The 22,899-nt window shown below is 61.3% G+C and carries 21 protein-coding genes; 11 read left to right on the top strand and 10 right to left on the bottom strand.

What is annotated here, in order from left to right; genetic code table 11:
- Positions 1-185 precede the first annotated feature (185 nt).
- The gene (locus PMI34_RS06560; protein ID WP_008052518.1) at positions 186-1,082 is read left to right on the top strand and encodes a helix-turn-helix domain-containing protein; all 897 of its coding nucleotides are present in this window, start codon (positions 186-188) and stop codon (positions 1,080-1,082) included.
- A 9-nt stretch (positions 1,083-1,091) separates the two neighbouring features.
- Here PMI34_RS06560 and PMI34_RS29010 read toward each other — a convergent pair whose 3' ends face one another.
- Positions 1,092-1,268: a hypothetical protein gene (locus PMI34_RS29010; RefSeq protein WP_007978514.1), complete on the bottom strand. Its 177-nt coding sequence runs from the start codon at positions 1,266-1,268 to the stop codon at positions 1,092-1,094.
- Positions 1,269-1,473: 205 nt separating this feature from the next.
- Positions 1,474-2,379: a LysR family transcriptional regulator gene (locus tag PMI34_RS06565; RefSeq protein WP_202949458.1), complete on the bottom strand. Its 906-nt coding sequence runs from the start codon at positions 2,377-2,379 to the stop codon at positions 1,474-1,476.
- Between the two features lie 114 nt (positions 2,380-2,493).
- Here PMI34_RS06565 and PMI34_RS06570 point away from each other — a divergent pair, with 114 nt between their 5' ends.
- Both PMI34_RS06570 and PMI34_RS06575 read left to right on the top strand, forming a co-directional pair.
- Positions 2,494-3,372 (top strand): MBL fold metallo-hydrolase, encoded by an 879-nt coding sequence (locus tag PMI34_RS06570; protein WP_008052516.1) that lies wholly within the window; start codon positions 2,494-2,496, stop codon positions 3,370-3,372.
- Positions 3,373-3,418: 46 nt separating this feature from the next.
- A complete protein-coding gene (locus tag PMI34_RS06575) occupies positions 3,419-4,033 on the top strand; it encodes an NAD(P)-dependent oxidoreductase (RefSeq protein ID WP_008052515.1) in 615 nt (204 codons plus the stop codon).
- A 107-nt stretch (positions 4,034-4,140) separates the two neighbouring features.
- Here PMI34_RS06575 and PMI34_RS06580 read toward each other — a convergent pair whose 3' ends face one another.
- Complete coding sequence (locus tag PMI34_RS06580) at positions 4,141-5,022, bottom strand: LysR substrate-binding domain-containing protein (RefSeq protein ID WP_008052514.1); 882 nt, start codon at positions 5,020-5,022, stop codon at positions 4,141-4,143.
- Between the two features lie 228 nt (positions 5,023-5,250).
- On the opposite strand from PMI34_RS06580, the gene PMI34_RS06585 reads away from it, so the two are divergent.
- The 6 genes from PMI34_RS06585 (at position 5,251) to PMI34_RS06610 (ending at position 12,753) form a co-directional block, all read left to right on the top strand.
- Positions 5,251-6,888 carry a 5-guanidino-2-oxopentanoate decarboxylase gene (locus PMI34_RS06585; RefSeq protein ID WP_008052512.1) on the top strand — a complete coding sequence of 546 codons (1,638 nt, stop codon included), beginning with the start codon at positions 5,251-5,253 and terminating at the stop codon, positions 6,886-6,888.
- Entirely contained in the window at positions 6,885-8,333 is a 1,449-nt protein-coding gene (locus PMI34_RS06590) for an aldehyde dehydrogenase family protein (protein WP_008052511.1), read from the top strand. Before PMI34_RS06585 ends, PMI34_RS06590 begins: the two co-directional genes overlap by 4 nt.
- Positions 8,334-8,630: 297 nt before the next feature.
- The gene (locus PMI34_RS06595; protein ID WP_007978499.1) at positions 8,631-9,734 is read left to right on the top strand and encodes an extracellular solute-binding protein; all 1,104 of its coding nucleotides are present in this window, start codon (positions 8,631-8,633) and stop codon (positions 9,732-9,734) included.
- A gap of 194 nt (positions 9,735-9,928) precedes the next feature.
- On the top strand, positions 9,929-10,837 hold the full coding sequence (locus PMI34_RS06600; protein ID WP_008052510.1) for an ABC transporter permease: 909 nt from the start codon (positions 9,929-9,931) through the stop codon (positions 10,835-10,837).
- Entirely contained in the window at positions 10,834-11,679 is an 846-nt protein-coding gene (locus PMI34_RS06605; RefSeq protein ID WP_008052509.1) for an ABC transporter permease, read from the top strand. The genes PMI34_RS06600 and PMI34_RS06605 overlap by 4 nt, the downstream gene beginning before the upstream one ends.
- Positions 11,680-11,697: 18 nt before the next feature.
- Positions 11,698-12,753, top strand: coding sequence for an ABC transporter ATP-binding protein (locus tag PMI34_RS06610; RefSeq protein WP_008052508.1), 1,056 nt, complete (start codon positions 11,698-11,700; stop codon positions 12,751-12,753).
- Between the two features lie 153 nt (positions 12,754-12,906).
- Here the strand turns inward: PMI34_RS06610 and PMI34_RS06615 are convergent, their stop codons facing one another.
- Positions 12,907-13,836 carry an AraC family transcriptional regulator gene (locus tag PMI34_RS06615; RefSeq protein WP_008052507.1) on the bottom strand — a complete coding sequence of 310 codons (930 nt, stop codon included), beginning with the start codon at positions 13,834-13,836 and terminating at the stop codon, positions 12,907-12,909.
- Positions 13,837-14,175: 339 nt separating this feature from the next.
- Between PMI34_RS06615 and PMI34_RS06620 the strand changes: the two genes are divergently transcribed.
- Together PMI34_RS06620 and PMI34_RS06625 are read left to right on the top strand one after the other, a co-directional pair.
- Entirely contained in the window at positions 14,176-14,529 is a 354-nt protein-coding gene (locus PMI34_RS06620) for a putative quinol monooxygenase (protein WP_008052506.1), read from the top strand.
- Positions 14,530-14,570: 41 nt separating this feature from the next.
- Complete coding sequence (locus tag PMI34_RS06625; RefSeq protein WP_008052504.1) at positions 14,571-14,801, top strand: hypothetical protein; 231 nt, start codon at positions 14,571-14,573, stop codon at positions 14,799-14,801.
- Here the strand turns inward: PMI34_RS06625 and PMI34_RS06630 are convergent, their stop codons facing one another.
- From PMI34_RS06630 to PMI34_RS06655, 6 genes are all read right to left on the bottom strand, one after another.
- Entirely contained in the window at positions 14,802-15,431 is a 630-nt protein-coding gene (locus PMI34_RS06630; protein WP_008052503.1) for a flavin reductase family protein, read from the bottom strand.
- A 286-nt stretch (positions 15,432-15,717) separates the two neighbouring features.
- Positions 15,718-15,951: a hypothetical protein gene (locus PMI34_RS06635; protein WP_008052502.1), complete on the bottom strand. Its 234-nt coding sequence runs from the start codon at positions 15,949-15,951 to the stop codon at positions 15,718-15,720.
- Positions 15,952-16,175: 224 nt separating this feature from the next.
- A complete protein-coding gene (locus PMI34_RS06640) occupies positions 16,176-17,495 on the bottom strand; it encodes an MFS transporter (protein ID WP_008052501.1) in 1,320 nt (439 codons plus the stop codon).
- A 309-nt stretch (positions 17,496-17,804) separates the two neighbouring features.
- A complete protein-coding gene (locus PMI34_RS06645; RefSeq protein WP_008052500.1) occupies positions 17,805-19,130 on the bottom strand; it encodes a sigma-54-dependent transcriptional regulator in 1,326 nt (441 codons plus the stop codon).
- Positions 19,124-20,890, bottom strand: coding sequence for a sensor histidine kinase (locus PMI34_RS06650; protein WP_008052499.1), 1,767 nt, complete (start codon positions 20,888-20,890; stop codon positions 19,124-19,126). The genes PMI34_RS06645 and PMI34_RS06650 overlap by 7 nt, the downstream gene beginning before the upstream one ends.
- A gap of 144 nt (positions 20,891-21,034) precedes the next feature.
- Complete coding sequence (locus tag PMI34_RS06655) at positions 21,035-22,558, bottom strand: fumarate hydratase (protein WP_008052498.1); 1,524 nt, start codon at positions 22,556-22,558, stop codon at positions 21,035-21,037.
- Positions 22,559-22,899: the final 341 nt, after the last annotated feature.

Here is a 22,899-nt window from a genome sequence, read left to right as displayed (position 1 = left end):
TCATTGTTTTTATGACTCGCAAGCTTCACGCGGCCAGGGCCGGTGAATGATTTTTATGGATCGAGTGCTTGCATTTTTCCCTTGCGGGTCTGTCAATTGAAGGTGAAAACTGAGCCGATAGCTGTACATTCTGCCAATCGGTGCGATTATCGCCCGTCATCTACTCCGAGGCCTGGATTGAAGTGATGAACAAGCCTGACCTGCCTTCGATTCCGGTGTTCAAGCTCTACGGTGAAAGCCTGGATTGGCCGACCCCGGACTTGCTGCACTGTGAAACCATTTCCAAACGCAGTCGCGAACATCATTGGGAAATCAAACCTCACCGCCACGCTGATTTGTGCCAGTTGCTCTTCGTATTCAAGGGTCAGGCAGAGCTTGAAATCGAAGGCAAGCGCACGCAACTGGTGGAACCGGCCATCCAGATCCTGCCACCGCTGTCGGTGCACGGCTTTCGCTTTTCCGAGGATGTGGAAGGGTTTGTCGTGACCCTGGCCGCGCCGCTGATCGCCCACCTGCAGATGCAGTTGGGGCAATCGGTCAATGCCCTGGCCCAGTCCGAAAGCTACCCGGCAGGCAAAGACGCCGAGTACCTCAACAGCCTGTTCAGTGCCTTGCAGAACGAATACACCAGCCATCAACCGGCGCGGGAAATGCTCATGCATTCGCTGGTCAGTGTGATTGTGGTGTGGGTCAGTCGCCAGGTGATCCAGCGTCGTACCGCCATGGCGCGACCGCAGCGGGCCCGGGAATACCTCAACGGGTTTATCCAGCTGGTGGAAGAGACCTATCGCCAGCATGTCAAGGTCGAGGATCTGGCGCACCGGCTGGGGATTTCCGTGTCCCACCTCAACGGCACCTGTCGTGAGCTGGCGGGGCAACCGGCGTTGCAGATCATGCACGAACGGCAATTGCTGGAGGCCAAGCGTTTGCTGACCTACACCAGCATGACCATTTATGAAATGTCCGACGTGTTGGGGTTTTCCGATCCGACCAACTTCACGCGCCTGTTCCGACGTCGAGTGGGGATTTCACCAAAGGCGTTCCGCGACCGCTTGAAGGCCGATCAGGGCAACGAAACCTGATCACCTTCGTTATCGGAGGGCGTTGAGGGTTGCGTTGTGAGGAATGCAGCGCTCGAAATTGCAGCTAGCGGCTTCGCGGGGCAGGTTGCGCAGTTGCTCGACGCGCCAGGCCGCAGCGCCATACAGCCCGAGCGTGACCGCACAGGTGATGAAGATCGCGAGGTATCTTCTTGTTCTGATGTTCATGGCGTTGACCTCTGAACGAATACCTTTCGGTATTACATTGAGCATAGGTCAGCGCCGGTGGGTTACCAGCAATAGCGCGGTATTCAGAACACTGATGCCCCCTGTGGGAGCGGGCTTGCCCGCGAAAGCGGTATTTCATGCGCAAAATTTGCGTCGGATGTACCGACCTCTTCGCGAGCAAGCCCGCTCCCACATTTTGATCGGGTTACAGGCCGATATCCCACGCCGGTTCTTGCGGAAATCTCTCCACCAGAAAATCCAGCAGGCTGCGCAATGCGGCCGGCATGTGCTTGCGCGAGGCATACACCGCGTACACGTTCATTTGCCGGGGTTCGGCCGCCGGCAGCAGGTGAATCAATTCGCCGCTGTGGATGTGTACCCCGGCCTGGTACGTGGGCAGCATCGCCACCCCGGCGCCGGCGATCGTTGCGCGCAACAGCGTGCTGGCCTCGTTGGCGCTGATGTTGCCTTGCACCGGTACTGAAACCTGCTCGCCGTCCTGCTCGAAATGCCAGAGGCTTTTGCCGAAGTACGAGTGGGTCAGGCAATTGTGCAGGCTCAGGTCCTCGACCCGTTGCGGCGCCGGGTGCTCGCGCAAGTAAGCGGGGGACGCGCAGATCACCGAGCGGCAAACCGTCAGGCGGCGGGCGATCAGGTTCGGGTCCAGGTCGTTGCTGGTGCGGATCGCCAGGTCGATGCGCTCATCCACCAGATTCACGGTGCGGTCGAGCATTTGCATGTCGATGCTGACGCCAGGGTAACGTTTGACATAAGCGGCCATGGCATCGGCCAGTTGCGCCTGGCCGAACGAGGTGCTGACGCTGATCCGCAGCAGGCCGCGCGGTGCGTCATCCGGCTCGCTGACGGCGGCTTGCATGTCGCTGGACAGGTCGAGCATTTGCCGGCATCGCGGCAGGATCTCGTTACCGGCGGCGGTCAGGCTTAATTTGCGAGTGGTACGATGCATCAGGCGCGCGCCGACCCAGTCTTCCAGTTCCGCCAGATACCGCGACACCACTGGCCGTGACAGCTCCAGATGATCGGCGGCGGCCGACTGGCTGCCGAGGTCGACCACCGTGACGAACACCCGCATTGCTTGAAGTCGATCCATGATTTGCCCGCTTTCAGAAACAAACTATGTTCAAGCATCGCATTTTTTGTACTGAGTCAGGCAACTAAGCTCTGTTCCATCGCCAAACAAGGCATTCGGACAACGGAGCAACAGATGATCGGTTTCACCACCCTCAAGCGCGTATTACTGGCAGGCGCCGCCCTCGGTTTCGCCGCCCATGCAACCGCCTCGACCTTGACGCTGGATGTCTACAACCCTGGCGAAAAAGCCATCTTCCCGGTGACCTCGGTGCTGGTCAGCGGCGAAAAGGAAGCGATCCTGGTGGATGCGCAATTCGGCAAGTCCCAGGCCGAACAGGTGGTGGAAAAAATCCGCGCCAGCGGCAAGCAACTGACCACCATCTACATCAGCCACGGTGACCCGGACTACTACTTCGGCCTCGATACCCTGACGGCTGCGTTCCCCAAGGCCAAGGTCCTCGCCTCGCAGCCGACCGTCGACCACATCAAGCGAACCGTCGACGGCAAACTGGCGTTCTGGGGCCCGAAAATGGGCGCCGACGTGCCGGCCAAAACCATCGTGCCGGGTGTGCTCAAGGGCGACAGCCTGATCCTCGAAGGGCAGAAGTTACAGGTGGTTGGTCTTGAGGGCCCGCAGCCGGATCGCAGCTTTGTGTGGATCCCGTCGATCAAGGCCGTGGTCGGTGGTGTCGTGGTGGCGCAAAACATCCACCTGTGGATGGCGGACACGCAAACGCCACAGTCCCATGCCGATTGGTTGGCTACGCTGCATTCCATTGAAACCCTGAAGCCGCAGACCGTGGTGCCGGGTCATTACCTCGGCGAGAGCGATCGCTCCCTGGCTGCCGTGCAGTTCACCGCCGCTTACATCAAGGCCTTCGACGAAGAAACCGCCAAGGCCAAGGATTCTGCCGAGCTGATCGCGGCGATGAAAAAGCGCTTCCCGACCCTGGGTGATGAAAGCACCCTGGAACTGAGCGCCAAGGTCGCTAAGGGCGAGATGAAGTGGTAGCCCGTCTCAACTGAAATCCAAGTAGCTCAACCCACTGGAGAACGTCATGAGCAAAATCGCAATCATCGGTGCCACCGGTCGTGCCGGTAGCCAACTGCTGGAAGAAGCCCTGCGTCGTGGTCACAGCGTTACCGCCATTGCCCGCGACACGGCGAAAATCGGCCAGCGTGCCGGTGTGGTCAGCAAGAACGTCGACGCCCTCGACGCCGATGCACTGCAAGCTGCCGTCAAGGGGCATGACGTGGTAATCAGCGCGGCGCATTTCGCCACGCTACCGGCCAGCGCGGTCGTCGGGCCGGTGAAAGGAGCCGAGGTAAAACGCTTGCTGGTAGTGGGCGGGGCCGGTTCGCTGTTGTTGCCTGACGGAACGCGGGTGATCGACAGCAAAGGTTTTCCGGACGCGTACAAAGCCGAAGCCAGCGCCGGTGCCGAGTTCCTGGGGAACCTGCAACAGGAAAAGGATCTGGACTGGACCTTCCTGTCGCCATCGGCGGAATTTGTCGAGGGCGAACGCAGCGGAAAATTCCGCATCGGCCAGGATAATTTGCTGGTGAGCAGCGAAGGGCGTAGCTGGATCACATTCGCCGATTATGCGATTGCGATGCTCGACGAAGTGGAAGCGCCGAAGCATTCGCGGCAGCGCTTTACAGTCGGGTATTGACACCGCAATCCATGTAGGAACTGCCGAAGGCTGCGATCTTTTGATTTTGCTTTTTTAAAAACAAGATCAAAAGATCGCAGCCTTCGGCAGCTCCTACAGGTGGCGGTTCAGCGCGACTGCGCCTGCTCCACCAACCAGCCCATCAATTCGCGCAATTTCGGCGAAGGTCCGGGTTTTTCGGGGAACACCAGGTAATACGCCAGTCCTGTCGTCACCTTCAATTCGAATGGCATGACCAGCCGCCCGGCGTTCAGGTCATCGCCGATCAGCGACCAGTCGCCAATCGCCACACCCGTTCCCTGGGACGCCATCGACATCGCCAGGTCCAGTGTTTCGAAATGCTGGCCCTTGCCGACATTGGTCAAATGCACATCCGCGGCTTTCAACCAGGCCTTCCAGTCCCGCTCGTCGCGGGTCGGATGCAGCAACAGGTGCTGTTGCAGATCGGACGGAGTCTGCAGGGGCATGGGGCCTTCGAGCATCGGTCTGGAACACACCGGCGTGAGTTGTTCGTCGAAGAGTTTTTGCGACATCAATGAATGGTCCGGCGGTGCGCCGTACATCACCGCCGCATCGAATTGCTCGCGATGAAAATCCACCCCATGCTTGACCGTGGTGGTCAGTTCCACCGGCACGTCCGGGCGTTCCCTTTGCCATTGCAACAGACGCGGCAGCAACCAGCGCATGACGCAGGTTGGTGCCTTGAGCTGCAGGGTTTCACGCTTCTCGCCGATCTGCTCAACGGCCTCGTCGATCAGGCCGAAAATCTGCTGGACCCGGGGCAGCCATTCCCGTCCCTCGGCTGTCAGGTCCAGGCCTCGGGCCAGGCGGATGAACAACTCATAACCCAGATGATCTTCCAGCCCGGCGATCTGCCGACTCACCGCGCCCTGGGTGATGTGCAGCTGTTCGGCGGCCCGGGTGAAATTGCAGCACTGCGCGGTAATCAGAAAGGTGTGCAGCGCCGGCAGGGGAGGCAGTCGTTTCATTGGGATCCAAGGTATGACGTGAGGACATGGCTAGTATGACTTTTTATCCATTGTTGCGGCTACCTGTCGCCCGTTCCAATGAGGCCATTCCACGGACCCTGTGGGAGCGGGCTTGCTCGCGAAAGCGGTCTTACATTCAACATTGATGTCGGTTGATACACCGCTTTCGCGAGCAAGCCCGCTCCCACAAGGGACCTTGTGTCTCAAACGAACAAAAAGGGCAAAGACATGGCGACGTGCGGCGAAGTATTGGTCAAGTTACTCGAAAACTACGGAGTCGAGCAGGTGTTCGGCATTCCGGGGGTTCACACCGTGGAGCTGTATCGCGGGCTGGCCCGTTCGAGCATCAACCACGTCACCCCGCGTCACGAACAGGGCGCCGGCTTCATGGCCGACGGCTACGCCCGCACCAGCGGCAAACCGGGTGTGTGCTTCATCATCACCGGCCCTGGCATGACCAACATCACCACCGCCATGGGCCAGGCCTACGCCGATTCGATCCCGATGCTGGTGATCTCCAGCGTGCAATCGCGCAGCCAGTTGGGCGGCGGTCGCGGCAAGCTGCATGAGCTGCCGAACCAGGGCGCACTGTGCGCCGGTGTGGCGGCGTTCTCCCACACCCTGATGTCGGCGTCGGAATTGCCGGGCGTGCTGGCTCGCGCCTTCGCGCTGTTCCAGGCTGGCCGTCCGCGTCCGGTGCACATTGAAATTCCGCTGGATGTCCTGGTTGAAGACGCCGACGACCTGCTCAGCAGCCTGCCGGTCAACATTGACCGCGCCGGTGCTTCGCCGAGCGCCGTGTCGCGCATGACTGAATTGCTGGCCGGCGCCAAGCGTCCGCTGATTCTCGCCGGTGGCGGTGCCATCGACGCAGCGTCCGAGCTGACGGAACTGGCCGAACTGCTGGACGCGCCGGTCGCCCTGACCATCAATGCCAAGGGCATGCTCACCTCCGGCCACCCGCTGCTGATCGGTTCGACCCAGAGCCTGGTCGCCACCCGTGCATTGGTCGCCGAGGCTGACGTGGTACTGGCCATCGGCACCGAACTGGCCGAGACCGATTACGACGTGACCTTCGCTGGCGGCTTTGAGATTCCAGGCCAACTGCTACGCGTTGACATCGACCCGGACCAGACCGTGCGCAACTACCCGCCGCACGTGGCATTGGTGGCCGACTCGCGCAACGCCGCCCAGGCTTTGCTCAGCGCCCTGTCGCACAAATCCCTGGCCGAGCGCTGCAACGATTGGGGCCAGGTACGTGCCGCTCGTCTGCGTGAAGACCTGGCCGCGACCTGGGACGCACCGACCCTGGCCCAGACCCGTTTCCTCGAAACCGTGCTGCACGAACTGCCGGACGCGGTGTTCGTCGGCGATTCGACCCAGCCGGTGTACACCGGCAACCTGACGTTCAACCCGGAGCGCCCGCGTCGCTGGTTCAACTCGTCCACCGGTTACGGCACCCTCGGTTACGCCTTGCCGGCCGCGATTGGCGCCTGGCTCGGCGGCAGTGCTGAAAACGGTGCCCGCCCGCCGGTGGTGTGCCTGATCGGCGACGGTGGCCTGCAATTCACCCTGCCGGAACTGGCCAGCGCCGTCGAAGCGCGTACCCCGGTGATCGTTCTGCTGTGGAATAACCAGGGCTACGAAGAGATCAAGAAGTACATGGTCAACCGCGCCATCGAGCCGGTCGGCGTGGACATCTACACCCCGGACTTCATCGGTGTGGCCAAGGCCTTGGGTTGTGCGGCCGAAGCGGTCAGCAGTGTCGAGCATCTGCGTGGTGCATTGCGTATGGCCACCGATCGCCAGGGCCCGACCCTGATTGAAATCGACCAGGCCAAGTGGATGCAGGCGGTGTCGAAATGACGCTTCCTACGACTCTGGATGGCCTGTACATCAACGGCCAATGGTCGGCCGGTAACGAACACCTGCGCGTGATCAACCCGGCGACCGAAGCCCTGTTGACCACGGTGAATGGTGGCGATGAGCGCGCTGTTGCTCAAGCCGTGGGCGCGGCGACCCAGGCTTTCGTCGATTGGTCGAAAACCACGGGTGCCGAACGCGGTGCGATCCTGCGCAAAATCGCCGCGGGTGTGCAGGCCAATCGTGAAAAATTGATGCACTTGCAATCGAGCAACAACGGCAAGCCGCAATTCGAAGCAGCGATCGACGTCGATGACGTGATTGCCACGTTCGAGTACTACGCCGGTCTGGCCGAAGGGCTGGATGCGAAACAGGACAGCGCCATTGAGCTGCCGACTGACGACTTCAGCGCTCGCCTGCGCCGTGAACCTTGCGGTGTAGTCGGCTTGATCGTGCCGTGGAACTTCCCGATGGTCACCACCGCGTGGAAACTTGCCCCGGCCCTGGCCGCCGGTTGCTGTGTGGTACTCAAGCCTTCGGAAGTGACGCCGCTGCCGGAGCTGGAACTGGCAACGATCATTGCTGAAGCCGGTTTGCCGGCGGGTGTGTTCAATCTGGTGTGCGGCACCGGCCTGGCCGTTGGCGCGCCGTTGTCGGCGGATCCGCGGATCGCGAAAATTTCCTTCACCGGCAGCAACGCGGTCGGCGTGCAGGTCATGCAGCGGGCGGCGGAAACCGTCAAAGGCGTGAGCCTGGAGCTGGGCGGCAAATCATCGCTGCTGGTGCTGGCCGATGCCGATCTCGACCTGGCGGTGGAAGTGGCCTGCGGCGGTGGTTTCTTCAACGCCGGGCAGATGTGTTCCGCCACCAGTCGCGTGCTGGTTGCCGATGAGCTGGCCGACGAATTCCTGAGCCGTGTGAAGGCTCGTGCCGAAGCCATTCGGGTGGCCGACCCGTTCGACCCGAACGTGGAGATGGGCGCTCTGGTCAATCAGGCGCAATACCAGCGCGTGCTCGGTCACATCGATCGCGGTTTGAGCGCTGGCGCCAGGCTGGTTTGCGGTGGCAATCGCCCGGCCGACCTGCCACGCGGATATTTTTTGCAGCCGACGGTTTTCACCGAAGTGCCCCTCGACAGTGCGTTGTGGTGTGAAGAGATTTTCGGCCCGGTGATCTGCGTGCGCAGTTTTGCCTCTGAAGCCGAAGCGATTGCCCTGGCCAACGACAGCCAGTTCGGCCTGGTCGCCAGTGTGGTGACGCGCAATGCACAGACCGCCGACCGCGTCGCCAACGCTTTGCAGGCGGGGCTTGTGTGGATCAACGCGCCGCAGGTGATTTTCCCGCAGACCGCCTGGGGTGGCTACAAGCAGAGCAGCATCGGCCGCGAATTGGGGCCGTGGGGCTTGCAGGCTTTCCAGGAAATCAAACACGTGATCCGGGCCGTCTGACGCCCATCCCTGTGTAGGAGCGAGCCTGCTCGCGATGGACGTCAACGATGACGTGGGGCGCCTGTATGTGCGCGGCGCCCTTGCACCCATCGCGAGCAAGCTCGCTCCTACATGAGGCATGCGCTGGCGTCATGGCTTCAATGAGTTTTTATCGATAGTCAGGTGTTTTACACGACCTCAGGATGAACTCGCTGGCTCAGCCAACCCCCCGAAAATAGAGGGGCCAACGCTGATCCAGTCGCGCGGATGCAACAGTTTCGACCTGCCTCATACCTACAAAAACAAAGGGAGTCCGTAATGGGCGAGCATGATCTGAACAGACGTCAATTTATCAAGACCGTGGGCGTAGCCTCGGTTGCAGCGGCAGCCATGAGCATGCCGTTCATCAAGGCCAATGCCAGCGACACACGTTTTGCCGGCAAGACCCTGCGTTTGCTGACCTGGTCCGACGACACCGGCCTGGCTGCACTGCGCAACATCGCCGCGACGTTCGAAGACAAGTACGGCTGCAAGGTCATCGCCGACCGCACCGGCAGTACCTCGGAAATGGTCGCCAAGCTCAAGGCCGGCGGTGATCGTCCGCAGTACGACATCATCACCCTGGCAGGCGTCGGCGCCGAAGGTCTGGCCGCCGCCAACCTGCTGGAGAAACCCGACCTCAACCGTATTCCCAACCTCGTCGATGTACCGGAGAAATACCGCACCGGCGCCAATGGCCACGGTATCGGTTACCTGCTGTGGTGCAACAGCCTGGTCTACAGCACCCGCACCCAGAAAGAAGCCCCGACCAGCTACGCCTCCCTGTGGGATGCCGACGCGGCACCGAACATCTTCCTGCCGCCGCCGAACTGGACCGAGGCCATGGACCTGATCATCATCGCCGCCAAACTGGCCGGTGGTGACGAGCACAACATTGAACCTGGCTTCAAGAAACTCGCCGAGCTGAAAGATCGCGTGGTGACCCTGGGCGAAAACCCGAACCAGATCGCCGAACTGTTCCGCACCGGTTCCCTGGACATGGGCGGCCTGTACGCACCGGCCTTCTTCCCGAAACAGATCCGTGATCCGAACTACGGCCTGGGCGCCACGTTCGGCATGAAGGAAGGTTTCTACACCGACCTGATGCTGTCGGTGATGCCGAAGAACCGTCCGGGCGATACCGACATGGCCTACGCCTTCATCAACCACTCTCTGGACCCGCTGGTGCAGGGCAAGATGGCTGAAGACATCTACAACGGCCCGGTCAACGCTAAGGCGATCATCTCCGCCGAAGCACGCAAGAGCCCGTACATCCTCACGCCGGAGCAGATCGCCGAGAAGGCGATCATGCACGACAACGCCTTCCTGGCGACTGTGCATGACCAATGGATTCGTCGTTACACGGAAATCTTTTCTTCCTGATCGAGTGACGCACACAGGATCTTCAAGCACTGAAGATCCCCTGTGGGAGCGAGCTTGCTCGCGATAGCGGAGTGTCAGTCGACATCATTGGCGACTGACAAGCAGTCATCGCGAGCAAGCTCGCTCCCACAGGGGGCAAAGTGACCTTGAGTCTTGTGTTTGTCAGCTGCTTTCCATTGACGAGACCCTTTGCTATGGAACACCAACCTTTGACCCATTCGGTCAGCGCCGCTGAGTCGCGCCCGAGTCGGGGTGTTTCGCCGACCGCGCGCGCCTGGCTTTTCCTCACGCCGTCGATGCTGTTTCTCGGCGTGCTGATCGCCGCGAGCCAGCTGGTACTGCGCATGAGCGTGGGCACCAAGGGCGCGGAATGGTCCGGCTTCAGCCTGGCCAGTTACGCCCAGTTGCTGGAACCCTATTACCTCAAGTCGCTGATGCTGACCCTGCGCCTGGCGCTGATCAGCGCGGTGATCGCAGTGATCCTGGCGATCCCGGTGGCCTACACCATGTCGCGCCTGACCTCGCCGTTCGTGCGACGGATTTTCCTTGCGGCGGTGTTGCTGCCATTGCTGGTCAACCTGCTGCTGCAAAGCTACGGCTGGCTGGTGATCCTCGGCCCTGGCGGCATGCTCAACCAGGCCCTGATGGGCCTGGGCCTGATCAAGCGCCCGATCATGCTGTTGTACAACCAGAACGGCGTGTTGATGGGCCTGGTGCAAACCGCCTTCCCGCTGGCCGTGTTGCCGATTGCCAGCGCCATGCGCGGCGTCGCTCGCAGCTACGAAGAAGCTGCCGCCACCCTGGGCGCCAGTCGCTTCCAGGTGTTCCGCCAGGTGGTATTGCCGATGAGTCTGCCGGGGATCATTACCGGTGCGACCCTGGTGTTCGCCTACAACGCCAGCAGTTTCGTGGTGCCCTTGCTGCTCGGTGGCCGGCGCGTGCCGATGCTGGCGGTGATGGTGCATGACCAGATCGCCCCGCTGATGAACTGGCCCGCAGCGTCCGCTGCCGGTGTGGTGCTGATCGTCACCACCCTCGCGATCATGACCCTGTCCGAATACATCACTGGCCGTCGTCGGCGCATGCTGGAGGCTTCGCAATGAGTACCCTGATCAAGAAGCGCCAGTTGTTGCCCGGTGATACCGGCAAGTTTGCCGGCATCCTTTCGGGCTTCATCCTGCTGTTGGCGGTGTTGCCGATCCTGACCATGATCGTGATGTCGTTCAGCGGCGCGTCGAACCTCGACTTCCCGCCGAGCAGCTACAGCCTGCAATGGTACAAGGCCGCCTGGCACACCTTCGTGTCGCCGGACGCCAGTGATGTGCTGAGCCTTGGCCAAGCCATGTCCACCAGCTTGCTGGTGTCGTGCCTGACCATGATTTTCGCCACGATCATCGCGGTGCCGGCGGCCTACGCGCTAACCCGCTGCGAGTTCCGCGGCAAGGCTGTGGCGCTGCAACTGATGTCGTTGCCACTGGTGTTCCCGATGGTGGTGTTGGGTCTGGCGTTGTTGCTGGTGTTCGACAGCCTGCCGTTCCACATGACCACCTCGCGCCTGGTGATTGCCCATGTGATTCTCGCCTTGCCGTTCGTGGTGAAAAACTGCACGGCGGCGATGCTTTCCATCGGCACTGAAGTTGAAGAAGCCGCGCAAATGCTCGGTGCTTCGCCGATGCGGGCGATTGTCGATGTGGTGGTGCCGTTGATGAAGTCGGGAATCCTGGCGGGCATGCTGCTGGCGTTCATCGTCTCGTTCAACGAATTCACCGTGACCTATTTCCTCTACACCATCGACGTGATGACCGTGCCGATCTGGATGTACAGCCGCACCGTGTCTTCGCTCGACCCAACCGTATTTTCGTTTGCCGTGCTGATCGTGCTGATCGACTTCGTCCTGATCTGGGCGCTGGAGAAGCTGGTTGGTGAAGGTGGCGTTTCGTTCTGATTTCTTGAGGTGCTTCTTATGTCTGGTCTGATTCTGGAAAACGTCGAGAAACATTACGGCTCGGCCTGCGCGGTAACCGATGTGAACCTGCATTTGCCCGAGGGCAAACTGGTGTGTTTCCTCGGCCCTTCGGGCTGCGGCAAAACCACTTTGCTGCGCATGATCGCTGGCCTTGAAACCCTGACCGGTGGCGAGATCCGCCTGGACGGCGAAGACATCGGCAACACCCCGGCGCACCTGCGCAACTTCGGCATGGTGTTCCAGTCCCTGGCGTTGTTCCCGCATATGACGGTCGGGGAGAACATCGCCTATCCGCTGAAACTGCGCGGGGTCAGCAAGGCCGATCAGCAGGCGCGGGTGGTGGAGTTGCTGGAGCTGATCCAGCTGCAACAGATGATCAATCGCCCGGTTGCCAAGCTGTCCGGCGGCCAACGCCAGCGCGTGGCGATTGCTCGTGCGATTGCCTCGCACCCGAAAATCCTCCTGCTGGACGAACCGTTGTCGGCACTGGACGCCAAGCTGCGCGAGTCGATGCAGGTGGAAATCCGTCAACTGCAACAACGCCTGAACATCACCACCATCATGGTGACCCACGACCAGCGCGAGGCCATGACCATGGCCGATATCGTGGTCGTATTGGGTGAACACAAGGTGCAGCAGGTGGGCACGCCGATCGAGATCTACCGGCACCCGGCCAACGAGTTCGTCGCGGACTTCATCGGTTCGGGCAACATCTTCCCGGCCACGGCGCTGGGCAACGGCAAGGTCAGCCTGCCGGGCGGGGACGCGCTGCAAGTACCGATCTGCAGCAGCATTGTGGTCGGTGAGAAGGTGAAGATGCTGATTCGCCCGGAAGACCTGCAACTGTCCGCACCCCAGGCGACCGCGGGCAACCGTCTTTTGGGCAAGGTGACGTTCGTGCGTGATATCGGCGCGACCATCGAGACCACGGTGGAGTGTTCCGGGGTATCGTTTACCGCGCTGAGCACGCCTTGCCAGGGCTTTGGCCTGAGCGTTGGTCACCCTGTGTCGGTGACCTTGCCGGTGGAGGCTTGCCGGGTACTTGGGGCCTGATCCAGGACTTGTATTGCCTGAACTGGCCTCTTCGCGGGCAAGCCCGCTCCCACAGGAGATTTTTGGTGGTCACCTAAATGTGTGAACACCGACGATCCCTGTGGGAGCGGGCTTGCCCGCGAAGGCGTCAGCGGCCGCACCACTGGATCCGGATCAAACCGTCAACCGCAACCGCGCCAGATCCCGCAACGGCGGCGCCCCGAACAACCGGCTGTATTCACGGCTGAACTGCGACGGACTTTCATACCCGACGCGATACCCCGCCGCCGAAGCCTCCAACCCTTCGGCCAGCATCAACCGCCGTGCTTCCTGCAGGCGCAACTGCTTCTGATACTGCAACGGACTCATCGCCGTCATCGCCTTGAAGCGGTGATGCAGCGTCGATACGCTCAGGTTCACTTCCTTCGCAAGATCATCAATGCGCAACGGTTGTTCGAAATTGCCGTTGAGCCATTTGATCGCCTGGCTGATGCGATGGCTCTGACTGTTGGCGATGGCGATTTCGTACAGCCGATGCCCCTGTTTGCTGCGCAACAGTCGATAGAGAATCTCCCGGCGAATCAGCGGCGCGAGCATGGCGATGTCTTTTGGCGTGTCCAGCAACCGTGCCAGACGCAGCACCGCATCAAGCATGGCGGTGTCGAGTTTTTCGACATACAGCCCGCGCCCGGTCGGCCGGGTAGGCACGCCGAGGGGGCCTGCGTCGGCGATCAGTGCGGTGATTTCCGCCGGGTCGATGTCCAGGCGCAAGGCCAGGATCGGTTCCTCCGGCGAGACATCCACCACCCGTCCACTGAGCGGCATCGAGACCGAGACCACCAGGTAGTTCAGCGGGTCGTAGTTGAAGTACTCGTTGGCCAGCTGAACTTCCTTGCGCCCTTGGGCCATGATGCACAGCGCCGGTTGCGCGAGCACCGGAGCGAACTCGTGGGACTGGCTGTGGCGGGACATGAACAGCGAGCCGATGGCCGTGGCATAACTGCCATCTTCGGCGGTATTGCGGCGAATGATGGCCGCCAGTTCCGCGCGCTGCTTTTCCATGTCGGTGTCCAGCGGGGCTTGAAAGTGATCGAGCGACGACATGCGAGGCATCCTCGGCAAGGCATGGAAGGAATGGAGCAGAGCATAAGTTTGTGCAAGCGGCAGCGGTAGACACATCCTGCCGGATGCTTGCCTGATTCTGCATGGTGGCGACCGGCGGTGTAGCCACTAGAGCCTTGTGCCGCAAGAACTTGCTTGAAACTCGTATGGCAGAACCGTGACAGGGTTTTACCGCTTGTTACAGGCTTGTCATGCAGTTTCGCAGGATTGTGCAACGCACCGGCAGGAATCGACTAACGAGACAGGCGTCGCGGCCCTTAACCTTTGATCCTGTCGCAGCCCGTCCCCCGGCTGCCACGCGACTCCCCGGGAGGGTTGAACATGTCCACGCAGATCCCCGTCAGTCATATGGCCTTCGTTCGAGCGCGCGCCGGGCGTTCGGAGGAACTCGGTGTGCGCCTCAGCGCCCTGATCGAACCATCCCGTGCAGCGCCAGGCTGCCTGAGCTTTGCCTTGCAGCATTCGCAATGCGATCCGCAGCTGTGGCTGGTGTCCGGTTTCTGGAGCAATCAACAAGCAATGACCGCGTACTTCAGCACGCCGGCGATGGAGGTTTTTGCCGAGCTGGTGCAGGAACTGGTGGTCAACAGCCTGGATTTCCACACCTTCAAGGATGTCTCGGCGGCGCAGGCCCTGGGGCAGTCCACGGTGGCGGTACACAAACTGGCCGGTTGAGGGTTTAATGACGGCATTCTCAACCAGCCAGGATGCGCGACATGGCACGTAAAGCCTTTGAACACTTCGAAGCTGTTTCCGCTGTAGTACCGGGCGAGGGTGGTTACCACGCCGCTATCGCTGTCAAGGCGCTGGGTGGTTCCGACGCCCCGCGTTTTCACAAAGTGCTGGAAGGCCAGACCTTCAAGACCGCTCACGAGGCCGATGATGCGGCCGCCAAGGAGCTGACCCGCCTCAAGGACGTCAAGGAAAACACCGACCTGCTCTGGTGATCACTTCACCGCCCCCGGGCGGTACATCTTGAACAATGCCTCAGGCCCCAGCTGGAAATAATCCGCCGGCCCGCCGCCGCGCAGAATCGGTTCTGCCGCGGCGGTGTCGTATACCCCATCCTTCAACAGCCATTTGGCGATATGCACGGCGACCACTTCGCCGAGGATCAGCCAGCTCGGCACCACATTGCCGTCCGCCCGTTGCAACTGGATGATCTGCGTGACCTTGCATTCGAATGACACCGGGCTCTCGGCCACCCGTGGCACTTGAATGACCTTCGAGGCTGCGGTTGTCAGCCCGGCCAGTTCGAACTCGTTGACCTCAGGCTTGACCATGGCGCTGCTCTGGTTCATCTGCTCGGCCAGCGGCCGGGTGGCCAGGTTCCAGGCGAACTCGCCGGTTTGCTCGATGTTGTTCAGGCTGTCTTTGCGCCCGACGCTGGAAAAACCAATGATCGGCGGGATGTAGTTGAAGGCGTTGAAGAAACTGTAGGGCGCCAGGTTCAAGCGGCCCTCGGTATCCTGCGAAGAGATCCAGCCGATGGGACGCGGGCCGACGATGGCGTTGAACGGATCGTGGGGCAGGCCGTGGCCGTTGGCGGGTTCGTAGAAGTGGATGTCGTCGGACATGGGGTGGGATTTCCAGAGCTTGCGGGGAGACGTGCATGGTGCAAGCACGTGCGGCAGATTTCCAGTCGGATTCGGTACTTGAAATGATGAGGTCCAATGTGGGAGCGGCGGTGCGACGATTCGACTTGCTCGCGAAGACGGCGGCACATCCAATATCAATGTGACTGGCACACCGCTTTCGCGAGCAAGCCCGCTCCCACAGGTTTTGTGGTCTGCCGGAAAAACTGTATTACCCCCAAAATTGACTAAGCCCGGCCGAAGCCGGGCTGTGAATTTCCCTCCACATTCAGCCGATAGCTTCTGCGCTGCCGGTTTTGTCGAAGCCGTCGGCAGCGATAGCGTCGGCGCTGCCGGTTTTATCGAAGCCATCGGAGGCATAGGTGCCCGAATGGGCGTGTTCGATGGCAGCGCTGGTACCGGTGCCGTAGGAGGCCGAGCCGGTTTTGTCGTAGCCGTCGGCTGCAAAGGCATTGGCAGCCAGCACGGAAAGGGTCAGGGCAAGGATCAATCGGGTTTTCATGACAGGTGCTCCAGGTACGTTCGCTATGGGTACGTTCAGACACTCCTTCGAGGCCTGTAACGGATATACGTGCGTCCTGTAGATATGGATGCACTCAGCAGCAGGCTGCTGCCGGTGCATTAACCGATGATTATCCTGGCGGAGGGGGAGACGAATGGTGCCCTTCGCGAACTCGTTCGCGAAGGGCCTTGGCGCTCACCGTTGCAGTGAGCGTCGGTTGGCGATCAGTCAGTGACGATTCGCGAATGCTTGCGGGTGTCTTTCATGGTGACGTAAACCAGCAATGACACGGCAATGCACGCGGTAACGTACCAGTAGTAGCCCGTCTCCATGCCGATGCTCTTGAACCACAGCGCGATGTATTCAGCGGTGCCGCCGAAGATCGAGACGGTCAGTGCATACGGCAGGCCTACGCCCAGGGCGCGGATTTCGGTCGGGAACAGTTCGGCTTTGACCACCGCGTTGATCGAGGTGTAGCCGCTGACGATGATCAGCGCCGCCATGATCAGGAAGAACGCGCCCCACCAGGTCGTGATGGTGTGCAGGGTAGTCAGGATCGGCACGGTGAACAGCGTACCCAGAATGCCGAAGGCAATCAGGATCGGCCGGCGACCGATTTTATCCGACAGCCCGCCGATGATCGGTTGCAGGCACATGAACAGGAACAGCGTGGCGGCGGAAATGGTGGTGGAGTCGGAAATGCTCATGCCGACGGTGTTCACCAGGTATTTCTGCATGTAGGTGGTGTAGGTGTAGAACGCCAGGGTACCGCCCATGGTCAGGCCGACCACGGTCATCAGTTCCTTGGGGTGACGCATCAAGGTGCGCATGGCGCTTTCCTTGGCTTTTTCTTTCTTGGTGAAGGACTCGGTTTCTTCCATGCCGCGACGCAGGTACAACGCAACCACGGCACACAGCGCGCCGATGGCGAACGGAATGCGCCAGCCCCAGGCGTAGAGCTCTTCGGTGGTCAGCAGTTGTTGCAGCACGATCAGCACCGCCAGGGCGATGAGCTGGCCGGAGATCAGGGTCACGTACTGGAAGCTGGAGTAGAAGCCGCGACGTTCCTTGGTCGCCATCTCGCTGAGGTAAGTGGCGGAGGTGCCGTATTCGCCACCCACCGACAGGCCTTGCAGCAAGCGCGCGAACACCAGCAGGATCGGTGCGCCGATGCCGATGACTTCATAGCTCGGGCTCAGGGCGATCAGCAGCGAGCCGAAGCACATCAGGTACACCGAAGCCATCAGGGCCTTTTTGCGCCCGACCTTGTCGGCATACAGACCCATCAGCCAGCCACCGATCGGACGCATCAGGAAGCCCACGGCGAAGATCGCGGCGGTGTTGAGCAGTTGGGCGGTGGTGTCGCCTTTGGGGAAGAAGGTCTTGGCGAAGTACAGGGAGAAGGCGGCATAGACGTACCAGTCGTACCACTCGACCATGTTGCCGACCGAACCGCTGAAGATCGATTTGATGCGGCTGGAAGTGCTTCTTTCTTTGGCCGGCACGGCAGCCGACCCGAGCGGCAGGGAGTTGGAGTTATCCATTGAAGGATCCTTCATTTAATTGTTTTTGTGGAGCGCGATTAAACGCAGCCTGCAGGGGCTATAGCAGGAGCTGTGCCAACGGGGAGAGGGCCGGTTTAGAGGGGTGGTGATGTTTTGATGAGCGGAAATCCGCCTATAGAAGTTGGGCGGTGAGCGGAAAATTGCTGATTCGAATCGTGGATTTGCGATGCCTGCACTGGCCTCTTCGCGGGCAAGCCCGCTCCCACAATGACCGAGTTGAACGCAGATTGTGAGCACGACACAGAACCTGTGGGAGCGGGCTTGCCCGCGAAGAGGCCAGTTCAGACGCTACAGGAACATCTCTCTACTCAACCCATGCCGCTGCATCTTTTCATTGAAGGTCCGGCGTGGCAGTTGCAGTTCTTCGAGCACCGCTTTTACATCGCCCTTGTGCCGGGTCAGTGCCGCACGCAGGCATTGCGCCTCGAACGCTTCCTGCTGCGCCGCCAGTGACTGGCCGGGCTCGATGCCCAAGGGCTCCGGCTCACCGAGCCCCAATACCTGACGCTCGGCGACGTTCGCCAGTTCGCGCACGTTGCCCGGCCAGTCGTGGCTCAGCAGGTGACTCAACTGCGCGCCGCTCAACGGTGGAAACTTGCGTCCCAGGCGTTCGGCGGCGTTTTGGGCAAAGGATTCGAACAGCAGGGGTATGTCTTCACGGCGTTCGCGCAGCGGCGGCAAGCGCAACTCGGCAACGTTCAAGCGATAGGCCAGGTCTTCGCGAAAGCGCCCGGCCCGCGCTTCGTCGAGCAGGTCCGGCTTGGTCGCGGCAATGATGCGCAAATCCACGCGGATGCTCTGGTTCGAGCCCAGTCGTTCAAGCTTTTGCTCCTGCAACACCCGCAGCAATTTCACCTGCTGGGCCAACGGCATGCTTTCGATTTCATCGAGAAACAGCGTGCCGCCGTCGGCGTACTCCAGCTTGCCGATGCGCTTGCCGGACGCCCCGGTGAACGCGCCACTCTCGTGGCCGAACAGCTCGGCCTCGAACAATTGCTCGGGAATGGCAGCGCAGTTGAGTGCGACAAAGGGCTTGTCGGCCCGCGGCCCGAAGTCGTGCAGGCAACGCGCGACCAGTTCCTTGCCGCTACCGGTTTCGCCGCGAATCAGCACGTTGACCGGCAGTGCTGCCAGGTCCAGCACCTGCCGACGCAGGGTCTGCAACCCCCGGGACACGCCGAGCAGCGTGGCATCCAGTTTGGCGCGGTTGTCCGCCTGCTCGTGCAGCGCGCGGTTTTCCAGCACCAGCCGTCGTTTGTCGAGGGCGCGACGCAGGCTGCCGAGCAGGGTTTCCGGGCTGAAGGGTTTTTCGAGGAAATCGTAGGCACCGTCGCGCATGGCCTCGACGGCCATCGGCACATCGCCGTGGCCGGTCAGCAGGATCACCGGCAAATCGGCATCCCGGCGTTGTACTTCGGCGAGCAGTTCCAGGCCGGTCATGCCGGGCATGCGCACGTCGCTGAGAATCACCCCGGCAAAATGCCTGGGCAATTGCGCCAGACATTCATCGGCGCGGCTGAACAGCTGCACCTCGAAACCCGACAGGCTCAACCATTGCTCGACGGCACTGCGAATGCTGCTTTCGTCGTCGACCACGATCACTGAGTTCAGCATGGTTCATGCACCTCCAGGTCGATGGGCAAGGTCACGGTGAACACCGCCCCTTTGTCATGATTTTCGGCACTCAGGCGCCCGCCGGACTCGTGAACGATGGCGAACGACACCGCCAGCCCGATACCCAGGCCTTCACCCACCGGCTTGGTGGTGAAGAACGGATCGAAGACCTTGGACAGGTTTTCTTCGGCGATGCCCCCACCGTTGTCGATCACGCTCAGGCGCCACAATTGTTCGTCGGCTTCGAGGCGGATTTCCAGGCGTTTGCAGGGTTTGTCCTGCATCGCGTCGAGGGCATTGCGCAGCAGGTTGATCAGCACCTGTTCCAGGCGAATCGCATCGCCACGCACCCAGGCCGGGCGGGTCAGGTGCAGTACGGTGCTGACCTGTTCGTCGCGCAGCCGGGTGTCGAGCAGTTGCAGCGACTGGTCCACCACTGCCGCCAGGTCCAGGCGTTCGCGTAAACCGCTGGGGCTCTTGCGGGCGAAGGTTTTCAGGTGGCCAGTGAGGGCGGCCATGCGGGTGAGCATTTCATCCACCGGTTTGAGCGCCTTGTAGGCGTCGTCGACCCGGCCGTGGTCGAGCAGCAGTCTCAGAGTAGCAAGCTGCATGCGCTGGGCGGTGAGCGGCTGGTTGATCTCATGGGCCAGGGCGGCGGACATCTGCCCCAGCGCTGCGAGTTTGGCCGACTGCACCAGGCCCTCCTGGGCGGTGCGCAGGTCGCGGGTGCGCTCTTCTACAAGCTGTTCGAGTTCTTCGCGACTGCGTTGACGCAGTTTGGCCAGGCGCCAGCGCTGGTTGAGAAACAGCAGCAGGAACACCAGGGTCAGCCAAAGCCCGGCTGCGGCGAGGGCGGCATTGCGGCTGTCTTCGAAGGCGACCTGCGGGCGCCGCAGCAGGTGCAGGGTCCAGCCCTCGGCACTCAGCGGCAGGGATTCCCACAGGTAATCCGCCTTGCCGTCCGGCCCATCGACCCGAGCCAGGTCGCTGTTGTCGTCGAAGCGCCGCAACGACTCAAACACCAGCGGGGTCAGGGGCTGTTTGTCGTACTGGCGGGTGGCCTTGAGTTCGGCATGATCGCTGTCGCCGAGCGGCTTGAGCAGTCGATAGCGCCAGCCCGGCTGGTTGGCGATGAAGATGATTCCACGTGCGTCGCTGACCAACAGCGTGTCGCTGCCCTGACGCCACTCGCGTTCCAGTTCGGGGAATTCCAGTTTCACCACCATGGCGCCGAGGAACTGGCCGTCGTCATCGCTGACCGCGCTGGAGAGGAAGTAGCCGGGAATCCCGCTGGTCACCCCCACGGCATAAAAGCGCCCGGTGCCCTGGGTACGAGTCTGGTTGAAATAGGGACGGAAACCGTAGTTGTGGCCGACATAACTGCTGGGCAAACGCCAGTTGCTCGCCGCCACGGCCAGACCGGTGCGATCGAGCAGCTCCAGGGTCGAGGATTGGGCGGCGCCGTTGATCTTTTCCAGTTTGCGATTCAGCGCATCCTGTTGCTCGGGACTCACCGCCCCCTTGAGCGCCGAACGCAACTCCGGGTCCAGCGCCAGCACGGCGGGCAGGGCGCGGTAACGTTCGATCAGGGTATGCAGGGACGTGGCATACAGCGCCAGTTGCTGATTGGCGCGAGCCGCGTCTTCGACCATTGACTGGCGCACGGTGTGGCGCATGGCCAGGGTGGCGGCGATGGCGGCACCAGCGATGATCAATAGGGTGTAGAGCGCCAGGCGCAGGGGGCGGGAGGTCGTCAACATGCAGTGAACAACAGGCCAGAATGGGGGAAGGCACCATAGCATGCGAAGGGCGCTCTTCTCTCGCCGGAGTACCGTTATCCGGCCGAAAAAAAACCGGTCTGTCGTTGCCGACAAACCGGTTTTTTCAGCGGAGCCGGGTGCCGTTTATTGCACTTCTACCGCCAGGCTTTCACTGATTTTTTTCTGCCAGATGGCGGGACCGGTGATGTGTACCGACTCGCCCTTGCTGTCGACCGCAACGGTCACAGGCATGTCTTTTACGTCGAACTCGTAGATCGCTTCCATGCCCAGTTCGGCGAAAGCTACCACGCGGGATTTCTTGATCGCTTGCGCCACCAGGTAAGCCGCGCCGCCGACTGCCATCAGGTAGACGGCCTTGTGGTCCCTGATCGCTTCGATCGCGGTAGGGCCGCGCTCGGATTTGCCGATCATGCCCAGCAGGCCGGTCTGCTCGAGGATCTGACGGGTGAACTTGTCCATCCGCGTGGCGGTGGTAGGACCTGCCGGGCCAACCACTTCTTCGCGCACCGGATCGACCGGGCCGACGTAGTAGATGAAGCGACCCTTGAGGTCCACCGGCAGGGTTTCACCCTTGTTCAGCATCTCGACCATGCGCTTGTGCGCAGCGTCGCGACCGGTGAGCATCTTGCCGTTGAGCAGGACGGTCTCGCCCGGCTTCCAGCTCTGTACTTCTTCCGGGGTCAGGGTGTCGAGGTTGACGCGACGGGCCGACGGGCCGGCTTCCCAGACGATTTCCGGGTAGGCGTCCAAAGGTGGCGCTTCCTGGGCAACCGGGCCGGAACCGTCGAGTACAAAGTGCGTGTGACGGGTGGCGGCGCAGTTCGGGATCATGCACACCGGCAGCGAGGCTGCGTGGGTCGGGTAGTCCATGATCTTCACGTCGAGCACGGTGGTCAGGCCACCGAGGCCCTGGGCGCCGATGCCCAGCTGGTTGACCTTCTCGAACAGTTCCAGGCGCATTTCTTCAATGCGGTTCTGTGGGCCACGGGCCTTCAGCTCGTGAATGTCGATGGATTCCATCAACACTTCCTTGGCCATCACGGCTGCTTTCTCGGCGGTGCCGCCGATGCCGATGCCGAGCATGCCCGGTGGGCACCAGCCGGCGCCCATTTCCGGGACGGTTTTCAGAACCCAGTCGACGATCGAGTCGGACGGGTTGAGCATGGCCATTTTCGACTTGTTCTCGGAACCGCCGCCCTTGGCCGCCACGTCCACTTCCACGGTGTTACCCGGAACGATGGAGTAGTGGATGACTGCAGGGGTGTTGTCCTTGGTGTTCTTGCGAGCGCCCGCCGGGTCGGCGAGGATCGAAGCGCGCAGGACGTTTTCCGGCAGGTTGTAGGCGCGACGTACGCCCTCGTTGATCATGTCGTCCAGGCTCATGGTGGCGCCATCCCAGCGCACGTCCATGCCCACGCGGACAAACACGGTCACGATGCCGGTGTCCTGGCAGATCGGACGATGGCCGGTGGCGCACATGCGCGAGTTGATCAGGATCTGTGCCATCGAGTCGCGGGCCGCTGGCGATTCTTCGCGCAGGTAGGCCTCGTGCATCGCCTGGATGAAATCCACGGGGTGGTAGTAGGAAATGAACTGCAGGGCGTCGGCAACGCTCTGAATCAGGTCGTCTTGCTTGATCACGGTCATGAGTCGCGCTCCTCTAAAAGACGGGAACATTCTATAGGGCAGCTGCAAGCCATAAGCGGCAAGCGACAAGCTGAAGCAATACGCGTACTGCTCTGAACTTGTCGCTTGAAGCTTGAGGCTTGAAGCTGACCCTCAAGGTCACAAGGCACGCCGGGCAAGCTGGCGCGACGCTAAAAAGGCGCGGCAGTATACCGCGCCTCGCGGACAGGCACACCCGCCGGCAGTCAATCGTTGGTCGCATAGGGCGATCCCGAAAATTGAATGGTCATTTATCGGTCACGCCACTAAAGTGACATGCGGTCTGTAGAGTAGGACGCTCTGTCAGTCTCCTTTCATCTGGT

The sequence above is a fragment of the Pseudomonas sp. GM74 genome, from assembly GCF_000282455.1.
Lineage (GTDB): Bacteria > Pseudomonadota > Gammaproteobacteria > Pseudomonadales > Pseudomonadaceae > Aquipseudomonas.
The sequence above is the reverse complement of the archived record's forward strand: the minus strand, read 5'-3'. Positions and strand labels throughout refer to the sequence as shown.